General features: G+C 61.4%; 18 protein-coding genes. 9 read left to right on the top strand and 9 right to left on the bottom strand.

The window, feature by feature from the left end; genetic code table 11:
* Positions 1–101: 101 nt before the first annotated feature.
* The 3 genes from styD to AC57B6_RS16580 all read right to left on the bottom strand — a co-directional run bounded on the left by styD (position 102) and on the right by AC57B6_RS16580 (position 4,998).
* Positions 102–1,580 carry a phenylacetaldehyde dehydrogenase StyD gene (gene styD, locus AC57B6_RS16570; protein WP_496421725.1) on the bottom strand — a complete coding sequence of 493 codons (1,479 nt, stop codon included), beginning with the start codon at positions 1,578–1,580 and terminating at the stop codon, positions 102–104.
* Between the two features lie 195 nt (positions 1,581–1,775).
* Complete coding sequence (locus tag AC57B6_RS16575) at positions 1,776–2,753, bottom strand: hypothetical protein (protein ID WP_496421726.1); 978 nt, start codon at positions 2,751–2,753, stop codon at positions 1,776–1,778.
* 259 nt (positions 2,754–3,012) lie between these two features.
* Entirely contained in the window at positions 3,013–4,998 is a 1,986-nt protein-coding gene (locus AC57B6_RS16580; protein ID WP_496421727.1) for a primary-amine oxidase, read from the bottom strand.
* Positions 4,999–5,198: 200 nt separating this feature from the next.
* Here AC57B6_RS16580 and AC57B6_RS16585 point away from each other — a divergent pair, with 200 nt between their 5' ends.
* From AC57B6_RS16585 to AC57B6_RS16595, 3 genes are all read left to right on the top strand, one after another.
* The gene (locus AC57B6_RS16585) at positions 5,199–6,197 is read left to right on the top strand and encodes an AraC family transcriptional regulator (protein ID WP_046569356.1); all 999 of its coding nucleotides are present in this window, start codon (positions 5,199–5,201) and stop codon (positions 6,195–6,197) included.
* A gap of 292 nt (positions 6,198–6,489) precedes the next feature.
* Positions 6,490–7,941 (top strand): APC family permease, encoded by a 1,452-nt coding sequence (locus AC57B6_RS16590; RefSeq protein ID WP_496421728.1) that lies wholly within the window; start codon positions 6,490–6,492, stop codon positions 7,939–7,941.
* Between the two features lie 145 nt (positions 7,942–8,086).
* Positions 8,087–9,301, top strand: a complete 1,215-nt coding sequence (locus AC57B6_RS16595; RefSeq protein ID WP_144195828.1) for a porin — start codon at positions 8,087–8,089, stop codon at positions 9,299–9,301.
* Between the two features lie 7 nt (positions 9,302–9,308).
* Here the strand turns inward: AC57B6_RS16595 and AC57B6_RS16600 are convergent, their stop codons facing one another.
* Together AC57B6_RS16600 and tam are read right to left on the bottom strand one after the other, a co-directional pair.
* Complete coding sequence (locus AC57B6_RS16600; protein WP_028198761.1) at positions 9,309–9,674, bottom strand: hypothetical protein; 366 nt, start codon at positions 9,672–9,674, stop codon at positions 9,309–9,311.
* 174 nt (positions 9,675–9,848) lie between these two features.
* Positions 9,849–10,625 carry a trans-aconitate 2-methyltransferase gene (tam, locus tag AC57B6_RS16605; RefSeq protein WP_028198760.1) on the bottom strand — a complete coding sequence of 259 codons (777 nt, stop codon included), beginning with the start codon at positions 10,623–10,625 and terminating at the stop codon, positions 9,849–9,851.
* 155 nt (positions 10,626–10,780) lie between these two features.
* On the opposite strand from tam, the gene AC57B6_RS16610 reads away from it, so the two are divergent.
* Entirely contained in the window at positions 10,781–11,677 is an 897-nt protein-coding gene (locus tag AC57B6_RS16610) for a LysR family transcriptional regulator (RefSeq protein WP_028198759.1), read from the top strand.
* Positions 11,678–11,691: 14 nt separating this feature from the next.
* On the opposite strand, the gene AC57B6_RS16615 is transcribed toward AC57B6_RS16610, so the two are convergent.
* From AC57B6_RS16615 to AC57B6_RS16625, 3 genes are all read right to left on the bottom strand, one after another.
* A complete protein-coding gene (locus AC57B6_RS16615; protein ID WP_496421729.1) occupies positions 11,692–12,339 on the bottom strand; it encodes a GntR family transcriptional regulator in 648 nt (215 codons plus the stop codon).
* Positions 12,340–12,405: 66 nt separating this feature from the next.
* Entirely contained in the window at positions 12,406–13,788 is a 1,383-nt protein-coding gene (locus tag AC57B6_RS16620; RefSeq protein ID WP_496421730.1) for an aspartate aminotransferase family protein, read from the bottom strand.
* A gap of 40 nt (positions 13,789–13,828) precedes the next feature.
* Positions 13,829–15,178 carry a glutamine synthetase family protein gene (locus tag AC57B6_RS16625; RefSeq protein WP_106353096.1) on the bottom strand — a complete coding sequence of 450 codons (1,350 nt, stop codon included), beginning with the start codon at positions 15,176–15,178 and terminating at the stop codon, positions 13,829–13,831.
* 186 nt (positions 15,179–15,364) lie between these two features.
* Here AC57B6_RS16625 and AC57B6_RS16630 point away from each other — a divergent pair, with 186 nt between their 5' ends.
* The 5 genes from AC57B6_RS16630 (at position 15,365) to AC57B6_RS16650 (ending at position 19,942) form a co-directional block, all read left to right on the top strand.
* Entirely contained in the window at positions 15,365–16,402 is a 1,038-nt protein-coding gene (locus tag AC57B6_RS16630; protein WP_496421731.1) for an AraC family transcriptional regulator, read from the top strand.
* A 194-nt stretch (positions 16,403–16,596) separates the two neighbouring features.
* Positions 16,597–17,490 (top strand): N-carbamoylputrescine amidase, encoded by an 894-nt coding sequence (aguB, locus tag AC57B6_RS16635; protein ID WP_025496482.1) that lies wholly within the window; start codon positions 16,597–16,599, stop codon positions 17,488–17,490.
* 79 nt (positions 17,491–17,569) lie between these two features.
* Positions 17,570–18,601 (top strand): histone deacetylase family protein, encoded by a 1,032-nt coding sequence (locus AC57B6_RS16640; protein WP_030103588.1) that lies wholly within the window; start codon positions 17,570–17,572, stop codon positions 18,599–18,601.
* 145 nt (positions 18,602–18,746) lie between these two features.
* The gene (locus AC57B6_RS16645; protein WP_496421732.1) at positions 18,747–19,370 is read left to right on the top strand and encodes a glutathione S-transferase family protein; all 624 of its coding nucleotides are present in this window, start codon (positions 18,747–18,749) and stop codon (positions 19,368–19,370) included.
* A 227-nt stretch (positions 19,371–19,597) separates the two neighbouring features.
* Positions 19,598–19,942, top strand: coding sequence for a hypothetical protein (locus AC57B6_RS16650; RefSeq protein ID WP_025496479.1), 345 nt, complete (start codon positions 19,598–19,600; stop codon positions 19,940–19,942).
* A 242-nt stretch (positions 19,943–20,184) separates the two neighbouring features.
* On the opposite strand, the gene fabV is transcribed toward AC57B6_RS16650, so the two are convergent.
* Positions 20,185–21,381 carry an enoyl-ACP reductase FabV gene (gene fabV, locus AC57B6_RS16655; RefSeq protein WP_281665173.1) on the bottom strand — a complete coding sequence of 399 codons (1,197 nt, stop codon included), beginning with the start codon at positions 21,379–21,381 and terminating at the stop codon, positions 20,185–20,187.
* Positions 21,382–21,529: the final 148 nt, after the last annotated feature.

Raw genomic sequence — 21,529 nt, forward strand, 5'->3', positions numbered from 1 at the left:
ACAAAACAGACCACGAACCCAGCAAGGCACCGCCCAGAACCCATGGGCAACGCCCAAAAAATCCAGATCAACAACAAAAACCACCAACCAGGCAAAAAATATCAGTAAGCAATACAAACAGACTTACATTCCGTATAGGAATCAACAATAACCTTCCCATGTTCCCGTCCGATCCCGGACGCCTTAAACCCACCGAACGGCATAGCCGGATCAACCATATTATGCGTGTTGACCCAAACCGTCCCAGCCTCGATCCCATCGACAAGCCGCAGCGCTTTATCGAGTTGATTCGTCCACACACTCGCCCCAAGCCCATACTCTGACGCGTTGGCCAGCGTCAAAACCTCATCGATATCGTCATAAGGCATCGCCACCAACACCGGTCCGAATACCTCCTCCCTGACAACGGTAAGCGGCTTGCAAGCACTATTGGCAATAACCGTCGGCCGGACAAAAAAACCATCCGCATCAACAGCCGCATCGCGCGACAGAATCTCACCGCCTTCCTGCTTGCCCTGCGCAATCATCCCCATGACTTTGTCGCGGTGCCGGGCGGACACCATAGGCCCCATCTGCGTCGCCGCGTCAAAACCAGAACCCAATGCAATACCGTCGGCCACAGCGGCAATCCCTTGCACGACTTCGTCGTAAATCGATCGCGCAACGTACAGGCGAGAACCCGCAGTACACACCTGTCCGTGGTTGAAGAAAATCGCGCCTGCCGCGCCTTCAATCGCTTTCTTCGGGTCACAGTCGTCCAGCACGATCACCGGACTCTTGCCACCCAGTTCCAGCGACGCCCGCTTCAGATCGTCTGCGCATTGGCGACCAATGATGCGGCCCACTTCGGTTGATCCGGTGAAAGTGACTTTGTTCACCAACGGATGCCTGACCAGCGCCGCGCCAGCAGTCTCGCCGCGGCCCGTGACGACGTTGAATACGCCCGGCGGGAAGCCGGCTTCGTGAGCCAGTTCGGCCAGACGGATTGCCGTTAAAGGAGTTTCTTCAGCTGGCTTGAGCACGACGGTGCAGCCGCAGGCGAGCGCCGGGGCAATTTTCCAGACCGCCATCAGCAGCGGAAAATTCCAGGGGACGATTGCGGCTACCACGCCCGTCGGGACGCGTTTTGTCGAAGCGTTGTAGCGGGTGCCCGGCGGGAAGGGGATCGACAGGTCGAAAGTCGTACCCTCGATTTTGGTGGCCCAGCCAGCCATGTAGCGCAACCACTGGACGCTGCCCGAAACTTCCAGCATCTTTGAAAATGCAATGAGTTTTCCCTGGTTCAGGGTCTCCAGGGTGGCTAGTTCGTCTGTGTGCTGTTCTATCAGGTCGGCTAGTTTTAGTAGCAGATGCTCACGAGTGGCTGGCGGCATTCTGCGCCAGGTGTTGGATTCGAAGGCCGCCTTCGAGGTTTTGACCGCGTGGTCGATGTCGGTTTCCGATGCGTCCGGGATCTGGGCTAGTTCTTCTCCTGTGGCTGGGTTGTAGATGGGGAAGGTTTTGCCTGCGGCGCTCGGGGTTTTTTCACCGTTGATGAACATGGTGGTGGGAAGATGTGCTGTGGTTTTTTGGTCGGGCATTTTGTGGAGGCTCCGGTGAGGGTTGAGTTTCTTGGTTTTTGCGGCTTGCCTGTAGGGGTGTTTTTTTTGATCCGGCGCTTTTGGCCTTTCCTTGATTTGTTAGTGGTCTATTGGCGTTGCCCCTGTGCGGGGCGGCACCTACTTTTCTTTGCCGGCCGCAAAGAAAAGTAGGCAAAAGAAAGCGGCTTTACACCGCTAATTCTTAAGCGGGTCCCCCGCGCAGCTACGGTAGTGGTGCATCTGGAATCTGTGCTCCCGCACATTCCGCCTCAGTGACAAGGCCGTCATACTTCCCGACTCGCACTTCGTGCTCGCCGGATAGGTTTGCCCCAGGGTGCGGTGCTTTAAGTGCTTGCGCGGTGGCCATCGGCCGGTCGCCAGCGTTACGGCGCAAGCCAGGTTCGCTGTCGCGGCCGATACATACAGCATCGTGAATCCGTGACCGAAAAAATAAGGCGTCGTCGATAACGTTGCGCCCAATATCATGCCGACGTGATGTGCCGCGCCAGGGCAGCCGGCGTTTATCACCCCGCTCGATTTGCCGCGTGGCTTCATGAGCGCCGGAATCGTCAGGCAGTCCAGAATCACAAATATTCTTGCCGCGAGCACGGCCGCCGTGGGGGCGTCTGCGGCGGCAAGCGCTGCAATTAACGCCGCGCGTGACACGTACAACGCAATCAACATCCGTTTGTTGTTGCCGGATCGGTCAGCGATGAACGACAACGCACAAACAGCACCCAGCGAAAGTGCGATCTGCCACATCGGTTGCAGGCTACCCACGCCGCAAATTGCAACCAGCTGGAAACGCGCAAGCATGCCGCTCGATAAGCCCGCAAGTAATGCAAGCAGCACCGTTGCGCCGGTCGCATAGATGGATTCGCTCGATCGATCCGTGCTGTTACTCGTGTACCGATTTCGATCGGGATATCCTGATGGCGCAGCCCACGTGCCGGCAAGATGCCACCGGCAACAGAGCAATACGCCACCCACCATCGCAAACGTCGCCGCTATTGCACTGGAATGCTCCAGCTTGCCCACATACGGTGGCACCACGCTCATTGCACTCATCGCAACGGTCAGCGTCACTGCCGTTGCAAACGTGGTGTGCGCTCTCGCGACCCGTGACATCAATAACGGCACGATCGTCATCGTTGCCAAAGCCAGCGCGCTCATCCATATCGCGCTGGCTCGTGGACCAAGGCCGGCTTGCGTCGCCAGTGTCGCGACGCCACTCACGAGCAACACACAGGCCGTGCCACTCACGCTCGCCACTAGCCCGCCTGTGTGGTTTCTCAGGCTCGCAATCGGCCGGCGTGCCGCTTCTCCCATGCTCGCCGTCAGCAGGCGTGTGGCGTCCGCCGCCATCGCGGCACGCACGCATGCCGCGTCGGCTATGCGCGCAGCCGCAACTCGCGCGCGGCGCGGCGCCGGCTCAGTGCTTGCAGCAGCCATGATCCGCGGACTTGCCGTCTTCAACGCTGTTCTGGTCACGCTCGGACGGTAAGTCCATCGTCGGGTTGGCAGAGAAGAAGTTGTTTGGCTTGAGCATGAACCCGGCATACTCCACCGGCATCACCGGGAAGTCCTCGGGTTTGCATACGTGGGTGTGTCCGAAGCTGTGCCACAAGACGATGTCTTCGTTCTCAATGTTGCGATTCGCTTCGATGTAACGCGGCAAGCCATCACCACCGGCATGCTGGTTCGGATAGTCACCGCTCGCGTAGCGCTCGGCCGGGTCGAACGGTGTGACCCACACGTGGCGCGTAGCAAAGCCGCCGCGTTGGCGAACCTTGGAGCGTTCGTCCGCCAGCATGAGCGGGGAGTCGTTCACGATCAGCTTGTAGCCGGGATTGGCACCGACGGCGTTCTTCACGTTCGGATTGGTCACCTTCCAGTAACGTCCCGTACTGCCGTTCGCCATGCGCGCGGCTTCGCTTTCGGTTCTGAACACGCGCTTCGTGGTGTCGAAGACGTTGCCGTACGGATTCGTTTCGCCCATCGGACGCGGCACGAATTCGTGCTCGGTCACAGTGTTGCGCTCGCCGTCCACCATCATGTGCAGGCGCGCATTGAAAAAGTGCTGATGGGTCGGTCCGCCGAGGTTCTCGGTAATCATGCCGCCCCACGGATATGCGTCGCCGTCGGCCACGGCCGAGGTCTGGACGATGCCGGTCAGCTTGCATTCGAGCTGGATCGTGCCGTCCTGATACAGGTACCAGTAGAAGCCGTAATCATAGTTGCCGACGGTCGCGAAGAACGAGATCACAAGGCGCCGCGAGCGGCGCATTTCGAACACGCCGGTGCGGAACTCATAGTGCTTCCACAGGGTGCCGTAATCCTCTTCGTGCATGCACACGGCGTTCTTCATCAGGAACGCATTGCCGAAATCGTCAGCGGACGGAATGTCGAAATAGCGGATCGTGCCGAGACAATCGCAACCGAGTTCAAGCTGGTTTGCCAGTTTTCCCAGACCATACTCGCCGGCATCGAACGCGCTTTTCCAGTAGTGGTTCGTGCTTGGGTCGGAGTAGGGCACGCACATCTCGGTCACGCTCGCACGGTAGATGATCGGGCGGGTGTTCTTGCCGTCTTCCCACGACAGTTGATGCAGCACCAGTCCCTCGCGCGGCGTAAAGCCGACCCGGAAGTTCCAGTTCTGCCAGCTCACGTGCCAGCCGTCGATCTTGAAGCTCGGGCCCTCCGGCTGGCTGATCGACAGCGGCTTGAGCGTGCCGCGCGGCTCGCCGAGGCTCGGCGTGTCGTAGTTGTGCTTCGCACGCGGAATCGGAATGATGCGGCCGTCGTCCACCAGTTCGATCACTTTCTTTTCGAGCAGGTCGACCACCGCCACCACGCCTTCGATCGGATGCGCGTAGCCGTTATCGGTCACGCTCTCGCGGTAATAACTCACGCAACGCACAAGGCGCCGGCCATTCTCGTTCTCGCGGTCGAAGCAGCCGGCGGAAAACGGATCCACCTGCACGTTCTCCAGATCCTTCTCGGTCAAGCCGCGCTTCAACACCGCAACGCGCCATGCGGCGTCGTTCTTGACGATCTGCTCGGCGTTCATGAAGTCTTCGATCATGATCGGCGGCTGGCCGTAAGGCGCGCGATCGCACGGCAGCGCGTTGCGCGAGGCGACTCTTTTTTCTCTCAGGTCCACGGTGTATTCAACGATCGTACCGTTCGTGCGGTCGATTGCCAGGACGAACGCCGTGCGCGAGAAGTACTCGCCGGCCTTGAATGCGACCACTTCGGCCTTCGGCGGCTCACGCAATTCGACCATCGGAAAGCGAACCTGCGCGTCGAGTTTTTCGCCGGCCTTCACGAGATCGCAGGCAAGCTGCATTTCGTCCGGACTCAGCGGATCGAGCGGATGAACTGGCGCGTGAGCGGCTTTCGTGGCATTCGTATTCATAAGGTTCCCGTAAGGATTGTGCTGGACCGGACGGCGGTCCCGCGCAGATGAGCCGAGCGCGGCGAACGCTGAGTCGATGGCAAATCGTAGGAACTCAATATTATTTTCGCGCTTGCTTATCGCGCCAAATGAACGATAAAGTGCGCCAGGTGCAATGACACAGCAGCACATCAGCGAAGACTTGAGAGGAGACGCTCCGCATGAAAAAAGTCACGCTCAACGGCAGTTTCCCGATGATCCGCGCTGCGGTAATGGGACCGATTGTGCGCGCGCTCGATGCATCAGGCGCCAATTGCGACGCGCTGCTCGAAGCGTTCGGCATGAGCCGCAAGCTCCTGTCGAACCCCTATGAAATTCTGCCGCTCACCCGCTATGTAGCGGCCTTTGAGCGCGCGGCCGAGGTACTCGGCGAACCGTCGCTTGGCTTGCGTCTCGGCAGCGAATTGCAACTGACGGAGCTCGGGCCCGCGGGTCTCGTGTTCCTGTCATCACCAACCTTGAACGCGGCGATGCGCAAATTCTCCCTCGCGCTTGCCTCGTGGCAGAACACCACGACCTGCGAGTTGCTGCGCGACGGCGAATGGCCGGTATGGACCTATCAGATCGCCAATCCGCAGATATGGCCGCGCCGGCAGGATGCGGAGTACAGCTTGTCGACGATGTGCCATATGATTCGCGCCGTACGCGGCGCGGCGTGGAATCCGGTGGAAGTGCATTTCGAGCATGCCGCACCGGCCGATCCCAAACCGTACGCACGCATTTTCCGTGTACCGGTGCGCTTCCAGCAGCCTTTCAATGGCGTGATCCTGCGCCCGCAAGATCTCGACGCACCGCTCAAGAGCGCCGACACGCAAATGGCGCGCATGATGGAACGCCATGCCACGGATCTGATTGCGCGCGATGCGATGCCTCACAGCATCGTCGAGCAGGTGCGCGATCTGGTCACGCGGCGGCTTGCCCACGAAAAACTGATCGTTGCGGACATCGCGAAAGATCTTGGCTTATCCCATCGCTCTTTGCAGCGGCATCTGGCAGAGGCGGGGACCTCCGTACGGCAGATCGTGCGCGAAGAGCGGCAGCGCAGTGTGGAAGGACTGCTTGAACGTGACGGGCTCACTAATGCGGCGATCGCTCGCGCCGTGGGTTATGCCGATGCGACAGTGTTGTGGCGCGCTACGCGCAACTGGAAGAAACAATAAACGCTCCTGACACCGAAAATTTCTTTCACGCTGAAAGCAGGAAGGCGCGCATTCGTCACACGAAAAATAACTTCAACATCCTAAGTATTTGCTGCGAACCGCCACGCCTGCCAGGTAGCGCGCATTGGCGCAGATTATCGAAAAAATGGCGCAGTTCGCGAAGACGCTTTATTTTTTAGCTACCTACCATGCGCTCACACCGAAGTATCGAATGTCGGTCAACCGAGCGTCTGGACCAGCATGTCCCGGGTTTAGGCGAATTCCAGACTAGCCAACAAAAATAGAGGCAGCGATGAATGAACCCTACTCTCCGACCCGTCTGATCGACGCGGAGAATCCCGTGGAACTGAAGGGCAATACGCTGGGCTTGTGGCAGATCGTGTTCCTCGTCATATCCGCAGCCGCGCCGCTGACCGGCATGCTCGGCGCGGTGCCGCCGGCGATCAGTCTGGGCAACGGCGCGGGCATTCCTGGCGCGTTCGTGATTGCCGGCGTGGTGCTGCTGATTTTCAGCGTGGGATTTGCGTCGATGAGCCGGCACGTGGTGCGCGCCGGCGCGTTCTATGCGTACATTACCGCGGGACTCGGACGGCCGCTGGGCATGGCCGGCGCACTCGTCGCGCTGATGTCGTACACCTTTATCCAGATCGCGCTGTACGGGCTGTTTGGATTCTTCTGCACGGTGATTCTGTCTCCGCTGCTGCACACCGCGATGCCCTGGTACGGCTACTCGCTGGCCTGCGTGGCCGTGGTGCAATTCACTGGCATTCGCGGTATCGATCTGAATAGCCGGCTGCTAGGCGTGCTGATGTGTCTCGAACTCGGCATTCTGCTGCTGCTCGCGATTGCAATTGTGGTGCACGGCGGTGGCCCGAACGGCCTCACGCTCGCGCCGTTCACGCCGGAACATGTGTTCAGCGGTCACCTCGGCATCGCAGTGATGTTCGCCTTCGCGTCGTTTATCGGTTTTGAAGCAACGGCAATTTACGGTAAGGAGTGTCGCGATCCGAAGGTGACCGTACCGCGCGCGACATATGTGTCGGTCATGCTGATCCTCGTTTTCTTCGCTTTCGTCACGTGGACGATTGTTTGCGCGTACGGACTGAATGACGTGGTCGCGGTCGCGACGAAGCAACCGGGCGACTTCTGGTTCATACAATCCGGCAAGTACCTGGGCGGTGCGGTGACGACCGTGATGAGCTTCCTGTTGCTCAGCAGTATCTTCGCGAGTCTGCTGTCGTTCCATAACACGCTGGTGCGTTATATCCATGCGCTCAGTCTGGAGGGCATCCTGCCGCAAGCGCTCAACCGGGTGCACGAAAAATATCGCTCACCGTATGTGGCGAGCTATCTGCAAACACTCTCGGTGTGCGTTCTGCTCGGGCTCTTCATCGCGGCCGGCAGCGATGCCTTCAACATCGTATTCAGCTGGAGTTCGGCGCTCGGCACGATCGGTATCGTGATGCTGCAAGCAGTGACCAGTTTCTCCGTCATCGCATTCTTCCGCAAGACGCGTAAGGACACGCGTGTATGGCACTCGTTTGTCGCGCCTCTGGTGGGCGGCATTGGCCTGCTGTATATCGGCGTGATTCTGGTGCGCAATCTCGACGCGCTCAGCGGCTCCGATAGCCCGATCGTCAAATCTTTCCCCTGGATCGTATTCGCCGTGGCGCTCGTCGGCGTCGTGATCGGTCTCATCTTGCGCAAGAAGCGGCCGGACATCTACGCACGCTTCGGGCAGTAATCGAAGGGCGCGCCACGCATGCGGCGCGCGCCGCCTCCCTACGTTCCAGCAGTCGACTACGGCTGTTCATTCCTGAGCAGCAGCGCAGCGGTGTCGTTCGTCCCGCTGTTCTTGCTGATTTCACCACTTAACTTTCGACAGAGATATGGCAGACAAATTCGTCAAGCGCTCGGCGCTTGCGCTGGCCACGTGCGGCCTCGCGATGGGCGCCCATGCGCAATCTTCGGTGACGCTCTATGGCACGGTCGACGCCGGCGTCGTCTACACGACCAACCAGCAGACGACGCTCGCCAACGGCAGCACCAACGGCCACGCGAATTACCAGTTGGCCGGCGGCAACCTGGTGCCGTCGCGGTGGGGTTTGACCGGCGCCGAGGATATCGGTGGCGGCACCACGGTGAACTTCACGCTGGAGAACAGTTTTCTGATCGGCAGCGGCACGATGCTGCAATCGAATACGCTATTCAACCGCAACGCATGGGTCGGTTTGAACAACGCCACCTACGGCGCGCTGACGGTCGGCCGTCAATACGATCCGTTCTCCGACTACATGGGCGCGTACGCGTCGAGCAATAACTGGGCGACGCTATACGGCTCGCATTTCGGCGACGTCGACAATCTCAACGAGGCGTTCAACTTCAACAACTCGATCAAGTACATCAGCCCGAGCTTCGGCGGTTTGACGGTTGGCGGGCTGTTCAGCCTTGGGGGCGTGGCAGGGAATTTTTCGCAGAACAAGGGCTGGTCGCTGGCGGCGAATTACGCGCAGGGCCCGTTGTCGTTGAGCGCGGGGTATCTGGAGTTGAACCAGCCGTTGCAGGCGGCCTTAGGCGGTACTGCCGGGTATATCGGCGATTTCAGTTGCTCGAATGCCGATGCACAGTATTGTCTGTTGCAGCAGGCGAGCAAGGTGAGGATTTTCGGAGCAGGGGGTTCGTATGCGTTCGGCAAGGCGAGCGTGGCGCTCAGCTACACGCACACGCGGCTGTCGCAGAGCCAGTATTTCGCGAGTGCGGCGCGACCCGACGGGGCGGATATCGCGTTCGACATTGCCGAGTTGAACACGACGTATTCGCTCGCGCCGGATTTGCAGCTTGGTCTGGCATATATCTTCAACGACGCCAAACCGAGTGGGGGTACCTCAACGCGCGTGCATCAGATCAACCTGGGGGCGGTGTACAGCCTGTCGAAGCGGACAGCGGTCTATGCGGTGGCGATCGGGCAGAAATCTTCCGGCGCCGGCCTCGCGATCGATCCGGCGACAGGGCAGACCGAAAATCTGGCGCAGATTCCGAATATCGTCAACTCGGACACGGATAAGCAACTCTCCGTGATCGTCGGCATACGGCACAATTTCTAGTCTGCCGTTAATCGGCCAGGCGCTTGTCCGCCAGGGCGCTCTGGCAATCCGCCAGCACCTGCTTCACCAGCCGCGCCTGGGGATCGAGTTCGTCCGTGTCGAGAATTTCCTCGACGGCGTCCCGCGCCCAATCGGCTTCGACAAATTTGGCGTGCCGCCGCGCAATCTCCAGCGCGGTGGCCGACAGCCTGGCGATGCTCAGCCAGTCCGCTTCCCGGGACCGGTGGTCGAGCCACTTATGGGCGGCCTGCACGTGAAACGCCGCGTCAGGCCAGTCCTCATTCAGGTAATAAGCGCCAAGGCAACCGCAGGTGAGCCAGCACAACAGCTCCAAACGGTCCCGTGGACTCAGATGATGGCGTACATCACTCATGGCGACGCTCGCTGCTGTAAATTGCGTTCCGGTAAGGACGGCAAGCCGTCCTCCGCTTCCGTTACACAATATCACGCAGAATTCACGAGCGGCAATGCCTGACTGACCCTGGCGGCGCCGGTACCACAAACCGCGTGCGGCGGCGGTTGCCAGCGAGCCGCCGTCCCGGCCGCGCTAGCGCGTCGCGACGATAAACAGCCGTGGGAACGGCAGCAGCACGGTGCCGTCGGCGAGCGCCGGATAAGCCTTGGCGATCGCATCCCGGTAGCGCGCCAGGAAGACTCCTTTTTCATGGTCGTCGAGCTCGGCCAGGAACGGCCGCAGCGCGCTGCCCTTGAACCATTCGACCACCGCGTCCGCGCCGCCTGCGAGCGGGTGATGGTAGACGGTGCGCCACACGTCGACCCGCTCGCACAGCGGCTTGAGCAGCCCGTAATACCAGTCGGCTCCATAGCGCATGGTGCGTTCCACGCCCTTGAGTTTGGGCGCCCACGGTCCGTCCGCCGCGATTTCGCGCAGCAGGCGGTGCGCCGGTTCGTCGAGGTTGTCCGGCATCTGCACGGCCAGGCTGCCGCCCGGCGCAAGTTTCTTCACCAGCGACGCAAACAGCGGCTCGTGATCGGGCACCCACTGCAGCACGGCATTCGCCAGAATCAGGTCGTACGGACCCGGCGCATCCCACGTCGCAATGTCGCTCACGTCGAACTGGAATTGCGGCAGGCGTTTGCGGGCTGCCTCGATCATGTCCGGGGAGCTGTCCATGCCGCTGACCGTCGCGCCGGGCAGGCGGGCCGCCAGCGCTTCGGTGGAGTTGCCGGGACCGCAGCCGATGTCGACCGCGACCCGCACCGTCGTTGCCGGGACTGCCGCCAGGAGATCCCTGACCGGGCGCGTACGCTCGTTTTCGAACAACATGTACTGTTTTGCCGCCCAATCCGTCGATGAAGTCATCTTTCCCTCCGTTGCCCTGCCATCCTGGCCACCAAGCCATGTTCGCCGACATCCGCTCACCGCGTGCAATGCCGACCCGATCCAATCCACTCATTCTGTGCGGCGGCGACGGCGGAGTAAAATGAATTTATCATTGCCATTCCTTCATTTTTCTAATGAAAATCGACACGCTAGGTGTCCAGGCGTTCGTTGCAATCGCGGATCGCGGCAGCTTTCAGGGCGCGGCCGATTCGTTGCACGTCACGCAAACGGCCATTACCCAACGCCTGCGTAAGCTCGAAGCGTTTCTCGGCGTCACGCTGATCGAGCGGACCACCCGTTCCATGGCGCTGACGGAAATAGGGCGCAGTTTTTTGCCGCAGGCACGCCGTTTATTGGGCGAGCTTGCCGATGCGCTGATGGAGATTCGCGAGACGGGCGTGGCCCGTCGCGGCGACGTGTCGATTGCCTGTGTGCCGACCGTGGGCGTGCAGTACCTGCCGCGCATTCTGCAGGCGTATGCGGCGCGTCATCCGCATAACCGCATCAAGATTCTCGATCACGCTTCCTCCGCAGTGGAGGCGGCGGTGTTGCGCCGCGAGGTGGAGTTCGGCATCAATATCGCCGGCGAGCATCATCCGGATCTCGCCAGCGTGCCGTTGACGGAAGACCGCTACGTGCTGATTTGCCATGAAGATCATCCGCTGGCAAAACGACGGCGCATCGCGTGGCCGCAATTGCAGCCCTATCCGCTGATCTTTGCGGGCGAGGTTAGCGGCAATCGCGCCTTGCTCGATGTTGCGCTGGAGAAAAGCGAGCTGTCGCTGCGCTCTTTCTATGAAGTGCAACGCAGCTCGACGGCGGTCGGTCTGGTCGCTCAGGGAGTGGGGGCGGCCGTCGTGCCGGCGCTCGCCATCCAGAAGGGTGCGTATCCGACGGTTCGCACCATCGAGCTTACGCATCCGGTGGTCTCGCGCACGCTGGTTCTGGTGGCGCGCAAGACGGCTCATTTATCGCCGGCGGCACAGGCGCTGTACGACATGATTCTTGAACAGGCAACGTTGAAGGCCTGATTCAAGCGCGATCCTCACAGACACTGTGCCCGCAAACAACGCGCCGCATGACTCAGATCGTGTTCGATCGCACGCCGCACGCCGGCTGCGTCGCGCGCCTTGGCGGCGTTCAGCAATTCGTCGTGCGCATCGTTGAGTGTGCCGGCAAACTGCGCATCGCCAAATAGGAGGTTCGAAATCGGCCCGACCTGCAGCCACACCGTTTCGATCAACTCGAGTAGAAGCGGAGAGCCGGCCGCGCGGTACAGAATCAGATGGAATGCTTCGTTGGCGTCGAGATAGCCCTTGGCGTCCGTAGTGCGTAGAGCTTGTTCCATTTCATCGTTCAGTTTTTCCAGCGTTGCCAGATCGCGCGCGCTGAGATGCGGCGTGCCCAGTTCGGCGGCCTGACCTTCGAGAATCAGGCGCACGCGCAGCACATCGTCGAATTGTTCTTTCGATAAGCGTGGCACCGTCACGCCGCAATTGGGCACGTTCACCAGCGCCGATTCGGCCGCGAGGCGCTGCAACGCGGAGCGCACCGGCATCTCGCCCACGCCGAGCTCGGCTGCGACGTGACGGATCTTGATGCGCTCGCCCGGCACGAAGCGCCCGATCGTCAGCCATTGCCGCAGCGTTTCGTAGGTCTGGTCCTGCAGCGTGTGATGGCGCGAAGTTTTCATAAAGCTCGAAGCAGAAGCCAAAAGAGACAGCAGAAAGGCCGACAGTTTAGCGCCGGCCGTACCCGATCAGCCGCGATCGAGAGACGCTCCCGTGGTCAGTTCGGCCAGGCAGGCGTCGAACATCGACACCAGTCTGTCGACGTCGTCTACCGACGTGTCGGGGCAGACCAGGATCATGTTGTGAAATGGCGTGATCAGCACGCCGCGATTGAGCAGATACAGATGAACGATCTGTTCCAGCTCCGGGTCGAGCTGGCGGCCGGCCTGCGTGCCGTTGCGCGGCGGGGTTGGCGTGAACTGGAATTCGGTGCGGGCACCGACGCGCGTCACGCACCATGCGAGGCCATGACGCGCGATCGCATTCGTCAGGCCCGCCTCGATTCGTTGTGCGAGCGCGAGCATGTGGTCGTAGGCGGCTTCGGTCATCACTTCGGCAAGCGTCGCGCGGATCGCGCTCATCGCCAGCATGTTGGCCGTCAGCGTGGTGCCGATGCCGGAGTGGCCGGGCGGTGCGCTGCGCTTGGCGCGTTGCGCGCGGGCCGCCAGCTCGGCGCTAAACCCGTACACCGCGCACGGAAAGCCGCCGCCCACCGGTTTGCCGAGGATGAACAGGTCGGGTTCGAGGCCGTACGCCCTCGTGTAACCGCCCGGCCCGCAACTGATGGTGTGGGTTTCGTCGATGGCGAGCAGCGTGCCGTAGCGGCGCATGAGCGCTTGCGCCTCGCGCCAGTAGCCCGCCTCGGGCAGCACCATGCCGATGTTGGTCATCGCGGGCTCAGCCAGCACACAGGCCACGTCGCCGTCTTTCAACGCGTTCTCCAGCGCGGCGAGATCGTTGAATTCGATCACGCGTGTCGCCTCGAGCAGATCGTGCACCTGCCCGATCAGGCTGTCGCGCTGTTGCGGCTTGCCGTCGACGAGATCGACGAAGACGTCGTCCACGGTGCCGTGATAGCAGCCGTTGAAGATCACGATCTGGCTGCGCCCGGTCGCGGCGCGCGCCCAGCGCAGCGCGAAGCGGTTGGCGTCGCTCGCGGTCATTGCGAACTGCCAGTAGGGTAGGCCGAAACGGCGCGCCAGCTCTTCGCCGACCCACGCGGCGTCCTCGCCCGGCAGCATGGTCGTCAGGCCGCGCTCGGCCTGGGCCGCCAGCGCGCGGGCCACGGGGGCGGGTGAGTGGCCGAACATCGCGCCCGTGTCGCCGAGGCAAAAGTCGGCGTAACGATGGCCGTCCACATCGGTAAACGAGGCGCCGCGCGCCTCGTCGACATAGAGCGAGAAGGGCGTCGACCAGTCGTTCATCCAGTGCAGCGGCACGCCGAACAACAGGTGGCGCGCGGCGCGTTCGGACAGCGCGCGCGATGCCGGCATGGCCTGCGCAAAAGCGCGGCGCTCGCGTTCGACAAGCGCCTGCGCGCGCTCCCAGTTGATGCCGTGACGAGTATCCAAATCCTGCTTCTCCAATGACGTTTCCATAAACTGTCCGCGCTCAGACGAGCAGTTGCAGATGCTCGCGTTCCCACGCGGTGATGCCTTGCGAGAAGGTCTCGAACTCCTTTTCCTTCACCGAGCAATAGGCCTGCACGAAGTTCTCGCCGAGCACGTCGGCGAGTTCGCTGCACTTCAGGAGCGCCTTGAGGGCGTCTTCGAGGCCACGCGGCAATTCGTATTCGAGGTCGTAGGCGCTTTCGACCATCGGCGCCGACGCTTCCTGCTGCTCGACCATGCCGAGGTAACCGCAGGCGAGGGTGGCCGCCATGGCCAGATACGGATTGACGTCGACCCCCGGCACGCGGTTTTCGAGCCTCCGGCCGTCCGGTCCGGAGTTCGGCACGCGGATGCCGCAGGTGCGGTTGTCGTAACCCCAGCGCACGTTGATCGGCGCGGCGGTAAACCGCGACAGGCGCCGATAGGAGTTCACATAGGGCGCGAACATCGGCATGGCTTGCGGCATGTACTTCTGCAAACCGCCGATATAGTTGAAGAACAGCGGGCTGGCCGTGCCGTCTGGCAGCGAAAAGATATTCGCACCGGTTTCGCGGTCGACGATGCTCTGATGAATATGCATCGCACTGCCTGGTTCGTGCTCCATCGGCTTGGCCATGAAGGTCGCGAAAATGCCATGGCGGAAGGCGGTTTCTCGAACCGCCCGCTTGAACAGGAACACGCGGTCGGCGAGATCGAGCGCGTCGCCGTGAGAAAAATTGATTTCCATTTGCCCCGCGCCGACTTCATGTACCAGCGTTTCGACGCCGAGATGCGTCATCTCGCAGAAACGCGACAGGTCCTGGAAGAACGGGTCGAATTCGTTGACGGCGTCGATCGAAAACGACTGCCGCCCGGCTTCGTGACGCCCCGCGCGGCCGAGCGGCGGGCGCAGCGGTTCATGCGGATTCTTGTTCTGCGCGATCAGGTAGAACTCCATCTCCGGCGCGACCACGGGGCGCCAGCCTTTTTCCTCGTAGAGTTTGAGCACACGCCGCAACACCGCGCGCGGCGAAATGCCGATGGGCTTGCCGTCGAGTCCGACGCAATCGTGGATCACCACTGCGACCTGCTCGATTGCCCACGGCACGAGCCGAACCGTGTTCGGATCGGGAATGCAGACCATATCGGGATCGCTTGGCCCGACGAAACGCTCAAAATCCGCGAACTCGCCGTTGACGGTGATCATCAGCAGCGCGTTCGACATGTGCATCTTGCCTTCCGAGAGAAACAGGTTCTTCGGCACGATCTTGCCGCGCGCCACGCCCGTCATGTCCGGTATCACGCATTCCACCTCGTGGATGCGGTGATGCTCCAGGAACTCACGTAGATCGTCGCGTAGGTCGCTTTGCAAGGTTGACTCCAGTCGGTTGATGAAGATGGCGCGAAGCGGGGCGGCGAAGCCTGCGCGACGCGCTGTCTGTTCGGGAAAGCTGGACGTTTTGCATCATGAGATTTGATCAAATCATGACATGGATTTTTCCTTTTGGGAAATTTGATCAAATATCATCGGTTCATCGAGGGAACCTGAGAGCTACCCATGACCGATGTGCCGTGTTCGCAACGCCCGTCGCCGGCCCAATGCGTCGCGACCCTGCATACGATTGCCGCCGCCGTCTCACTGCTGGAGCGGCAGGGGATTAGTGCTGAGCTGCTGCTGGCGGGAAGCGGCGTCGGCGCGGCCGACCTGCGGCGACCGTCCGGGCTCGTTACGCAGGCGCAGGAACTGATGGTGTTCGCCAACGCGTTGCGCGCCTGCGGCGATACGCGTATTGGGCTCGACATCGGCCGCGCCATGCATATTTCGAGCTACGGCATCCTCGGCTACGCGATGCTGGTGAGTCCCACGCTCGGCGACGCGCTGCAATGCGCCCAGGACTTTCCCGTACTGCTCGGGAGCTACTTCAAGGTCTCGCTGCGCCGCAACGCGGAGGAAGCAGCAATCGTCGCGGCCGATTATCACTACCGGCCGGATCTCGCTGTGATCAATACCGACATGTGTCTCGCCTCGATGTGGGCGATCGTCTGCGACGTGCTGTCGGCACGGCGCGCGCCGGATACGCTCAAGGTGACGTTCAACGCACCCGCTCACGCGGATGCCTACGAAGCGCGCATAGGCCGTCGCGCCACGTTCGACGCCACCGAAAACGCCCTGATTTTTCCGGCCAGCTGGCTCGACGAACCGCTGCCGCTCGCCGAGCCGGTGAGCTATCTGATGTCGCGCCAGCAATGCGCACAACTGGAACGCGAATGGGCCACCGCGGCGGGCAACGACGTGACCGCGCGCAGCTTGCGCCTGCTGTATTCGGACCCCTGCCGCTACGGTTCGTTGCGCGCGCTCGCCGATGCGCTGTGCGTGTCGGAGCGCACCCTTAGACGACGCCTGGCGGGCAGCGGCTCTGCCTTCCAGACGCTGCTCGACCGCGTGCGCCACGATCTCGCGCTCGACTACCTGACGCGCACGCGGCTGTCGATGTCGGATATTGCCGAGCGGCTCGGCTATAGCGAAACGGCGGGCTTCCGACACGCGTTCCGCCGCTGGACGGGCCATTGCCCGAGCGATTACCGCTACGCCTGACTGGCGGTTCTGTCGGAACGCCCCTCGGAGCAGACGAATCGGCCGGCGCAACCTCGTGCCGCAAAGTCTCATCATGAACGACTGACGCCGGGCCACATTGGCCACATTTATCCCCTCGATGACCGCTTCTCCGTTATCGCTCACGCGCGCACCTCGGGCAGAATTTTCCCAGACCAATACAAGGGAGACATGAGATGCGTGCAGTCAGCGTGGCGGCAATCCAGTTGGCCGTCCCCGGATGGGATCGCGAGGCGAATCTCGCCGAGGCCGAGCGCCTCGTGCGTGAAGCGGCAGCACAAGGCGCACAGGTGATTCTGCTGCCTGAGTTGTTCGAGTTGCCGTATTTCTGCACCGAACAGGATTCAAAGCACTTCCGTCATGCGCTGCCGTTCGAGGGCCATCCCGCCATTACGCGGTTTAGCCGCGTCGCGGCAGAATTGAACGTAGTCCTGCCGATCAGTTTCTTCGAACGGGCCGGCAACGTCTTCTACAACACGGTGGCGATGATCGACGCCGATGGCCGCGTGCTCGGCCGCTACCGCAAAACTCATATTCCCGACGGCCCGGGCTACAGCGAGAAGTACTACTTCACGCCCGGCGACACAGGTTTGCGCGTCTGGCCGACGCGTTACGGCACACTCGGCGTCGGTATCTGCTGGGACCAGTGGTTCCCGGAAACGGCCCGCGCGATGGCGCTGCTCGGCGCCGAACTGCTGCTCTATCCGACCGCGATCGGCAGTGAACCGCAAGACCCGTCGCTCGACAGCAGCGCGCACTGGCAGCGCGTGATGCAAGGCCACGCAGGCGCGAACCTCGTGCCGCTGATCGCCGCGAATCGCACCGGCCGCGAGCAAGGCCGCGACTTCCCGCAGCGCTATTACGGGTCGTCGTTCATCGCCGATCAGTATGGCGAGCAGGTGAGGAAAGCGGGGCGCGACGAGTCCGCGATCCTGCTGCATCGTTTCGATCTGGATGCGGTTGCCGCGACACGCCATGCATGGGGCGTGTTTCGCGACCGGCGGCCGGCCTGCTACGGCATCCTCGCGACGAGCGACGGCGTACACCGGACGCAGGAGGGGGCACCGTGACTATCGTATCCACGAGTGTGACGGACCCCGCCGGATTGAGTGACGGATTCGAGCAGCAAGCATTCTGAGGAGACATTGCATGTTGACTGTGTATAGCGATCGGCACCGGCTGCATCATGGCCACGCGGAATTGATCGACGGCGAAATGAAGCCTTGCTTCGAGATGCCGAGCCGCGCTGATTTCATCCTGGAACGGGTGCGCGAAACGAAGCTCGGCGACGTGATTGCGCCCGCATCGTTCGGACTCGATCCGGTGCACCGTGTTCACGACAAAGGCTTCATTGCGTTTCTCGGCAGCGCGTGGGACGAATGGAGCGCGCTCGGCCGCAAGCATGACGCGCTGCCGCTCATATGGCCGGTGCGCGGCATGCGCCAGGACCGCGTGCCGGAAGATATCGACGGCAAGCTCGGCTACTACTCGATGGATGCGGGTGTGCCGATCACCGAGGGCACGTGGGCCGCCGTCAGCGACGCGGTGAACGTGGCGCTCACCGGCGCGCGCCACGTGAGGGAAGGTGCGCGCGGCGCATTCTCGTTGTGCCGCCCGCCTGGGCACCACGCTGCGGCGGACTATATGGGCGGCTACTGCTATATCAACAACGCTGCGGTGGCGGCGCAGTCGTTCCTCGATGCGGGCGCAAAGCGCGTGGCGATTCTCGATGTCGATTATCACCACGGCAACGGTACGCAAAGCATTTTCTATCAGCGTTCGGACGTATTGTTCGCGTCGTTGCATGGCGATCCGCGCACTGAGTACCCGTTCTTTCTCGGCCACGCTGACGAAGCCGGCGCGGGTGCCGGCCTCGGCTACAACGCCAACTTTCCGCTGCAACCGGGTACGGCTTGGGCGGACTATACGGTGGCGCTCGACGCGGCCTGCGCGCGTGTCGCCGATTACGCGCCGGATGCACTGGTGGTGTCTCTCGGTGTCGATACTTTCGAAGAAGACCCGATTTCGCAATTCAAGCTGCGCAGCGCGGACTATCTGCGTATCGGCGAGGCGATCGGACGATTGGGGAAACCGACCTTGTTCGTGATGGAAGGCGGCTATGCGGTCGCGGCGATCGGAGTGAATGCAGTGAATGTGCTGGTGGGGTTTGAGTCGGTTTGAGTCGGTTTGAGTCAGGTTGGCGAGCTGGCCCTGTGCGCTGCGCGCAAAGTGTCCATGTCCGCTTCGTCACGTCACGGATACGCTACGATTCGAACCGGATTCCCGGTGTATTTCTCCATAGCGACCGAACGGGCAGCGACCAGCCATGCTTCAGATACTAGGCAAAGCCTCATCCATCAACGTCCGCAAAGTGCTGTGGGCATGTACCGAACTCGGCCTGCCGTTTGAGCGGGAAGATTGGGGCTCAGGATTCAGGACGACCAACGTGCCCGAATTCGTCGCTTTGAACCCGAACGCCATGGTGCCGGTGATCCGGGACGGCGAGTTCGTGCTGTGGGAATCCAACTCGATCATCCGTTATCTGGCCGGCCGTTATGGAGGCGAGTTCCTCTACCCGGGGGACCCTTGCGAACGCGCGAAATGCGATCAATGGATCGACTGGCAGGCGAGCGAACTCAATCGGGCATGGAGCTACGCGTTTCTGGCGCTGGTCCGCAATTCGCCGGCGCATCAGGATCGTCAGCAGATCGACCTGTCGTGCGTGAATTGGAGGCGCCATATTGCGATCGTTGACCGGCAACTGGAGACGACCGGTGCCTTCATCGCCGGAGCGTCGTTCTCGCTTGCGGACATCCCAATCGCGCTCTCGATCAACCGCTGGCTCGAAACGCCGCTACAGCATGGCGGTTTTCCCGCGCTGACGGCTTACATGGCGCGCCTCGCCATGCGTCCTGGCTATCTGGCGTATTGCCGCAACGGCACGCCGTAAGCCACGCGGTTACTCCACCAGGGCGGCGCTCCGTTGTGCCGCCTTGGCGAACAGGCCGACGCAGCCGAACTGAGGCGGTATTGGCGTGACGGGTTCGTTCGCAGGTGAATGCTTACAAAAATACCAGTCAAATGCTTACGAAAGACCAGGTGCGGGGTGCTTCTGTGTAGCTCGGCGCGACTCGCCTACAATGGCCGGTTTCGCGATACAGATTGAAGGTTTGAAAGATGCGGGTACTGAAATTTGCACTGGCTGTGCTGGCAGCCTGTTTTACGCTCAACGCAAGCGCCGAGATGACGGCCGCGCAATATAAGCTCTGGGCACATACCGACAACAACTCGGTGTACGCGGCTTACATCACGGGCACGATCAACGCGCTGGGTTGGGCGAATGGGGATCTGGTGTCGAAGAAACGTCCGCCGCTGTTCTGTCCGCCGCAAAACCTGGCCATCGGCAACCAGAACGTCTATCCGCTGCTCGATCAGTTTTTCGCCAATCATCCGAGTATTTCAGACGACTTTCCAATCGGGCTCGCCATTCTGCGCTCGCTTCAGGGGGCGTTTCCCTGTTGACAGGCAGTTCGGCTACGACGCCATTCGAAATGCGTCTACCGCCCATATCTCGTTCGCGAGAACAGACGGTTGCGAGCGGGCAAGCCACTCCGTCAGCGGCGTAAGGCTGATGCCTGGCGCAACCGAGCCGCCGAATGCCTCGGAAACGAACGGCGCGCCATCGCCCGGGCGACCGACGACCTGAACCATATGGGCTTTGCCGCGCGGCCGGGGAAGCGGGGCGGTGGATGCCCCGCGAAGACTCACACCTGCACGAGTCCGGGGATCTGCACGTCCGGGTTGACGTCGGCTTCATAGTCCACGCCGGCGATTTCAAATCCGAACAGACGCAGGAAATCGGTCTTGTAGCCGCTGAAGTCGGTGAGTTCGTAGATGTTGTTGTCGTTCACCTGGGTCCAGAGTGCCTGGACACGTGCCTGTACCTCGGGATCGAGTTCCTTGTAGTCGGCGCGCAGACGGCCTTCTTCGTCGATGTGCGGCGTTGCGCCGTACATGCTGTCTTTGAAGAGACCGTAGACCTGTTCGATACAGCCTTCGTGCGTGCCTTTTTCCTTCATGACCTTGAAGAGCAGCGACAGGTACAGCGGCATCATGGGGATCGCGGAGCTTGCTTGCGTGACGACAGCCTTGAGCACCGAGACGCGTGCATCGCCGCCCTTGGCCGCCAGTTTCTCGCGGATGCCGAGCACTTTCTGGTCGAGGTCTTTCTTGGCCGCGCCGATCGAGCCGTTCCAGTAGATATCGTGCGTGATTTTTTCGCCGAGATAGGTGAACGCGGTCGTTTTCGCGCCGTCGGCTAGCACGCCGGCGTCGAGGAGGGCGTCGATCCACATCTGCCAGTCTTCGCCGCCCATCACTGCGACAGTGTTGTCGATTTCTTCTTGCGTGGCGGGTTCGAGGACCGTTTCCTTGACGACTTCCTTGTCGGTGTCGATGCCGCGCAGCTTGACGGCCTTGCCGACCGGCTTCAGGGTTGAGGTGAACACCTGACCGGTTTTCGGATGCGTGCGCTTGGGTGCTGCCAGGCTGTAGACGACCAGATCGACCTGACCGAGATCGCGCTTGATGACTTCGATGGTGCGTTGCTTGACTTCATCGGAGAAGGCATCGCCGTTGATGCTGGTCGCGTACAGGCCTTTTTCTTTGGCGAATTTTTCGAAGGCTGCGGTGTTGTACCAGCCGGCCGTACCGGCTTTGGTTTCGCTGCCGGCGCGTTCGAAGAAGACGCCGAGCGTGGCGGCGTCCGAGCCGAAGGCGGCGCTGATGCGGGCGGCGAGGCCGTAGCCGGTTGAGGCGCCGATCACGAGCACTTTTTTCGGGCCATTGGCGATGGGGCCGCGTGTCTTGACGTATTCGATCTGTTCCTTGACGTTGGCTTCGCAGCCGGTCGGATGGGTCGATACACAGATGAAGCCACGCACGCGCGGTTTGATGATCATGAAGCACCTCTTGTCAGAATTGCCGACATTATAGAGGGGAAGGGTTTGGGGTTGTTCAGGGGCTGATTTTGTTTGGCGGTGCCGGGTTTGTTTGGCGGTGTCGCTTTGGTTTTTCTTGTTGTGGTCGTGGTCTGTTCTGGTGTTGGTC

Source organism: Paraburkholderia sp. BGA-UO-ETr-F12 (genome assembly GCF_059567945.1).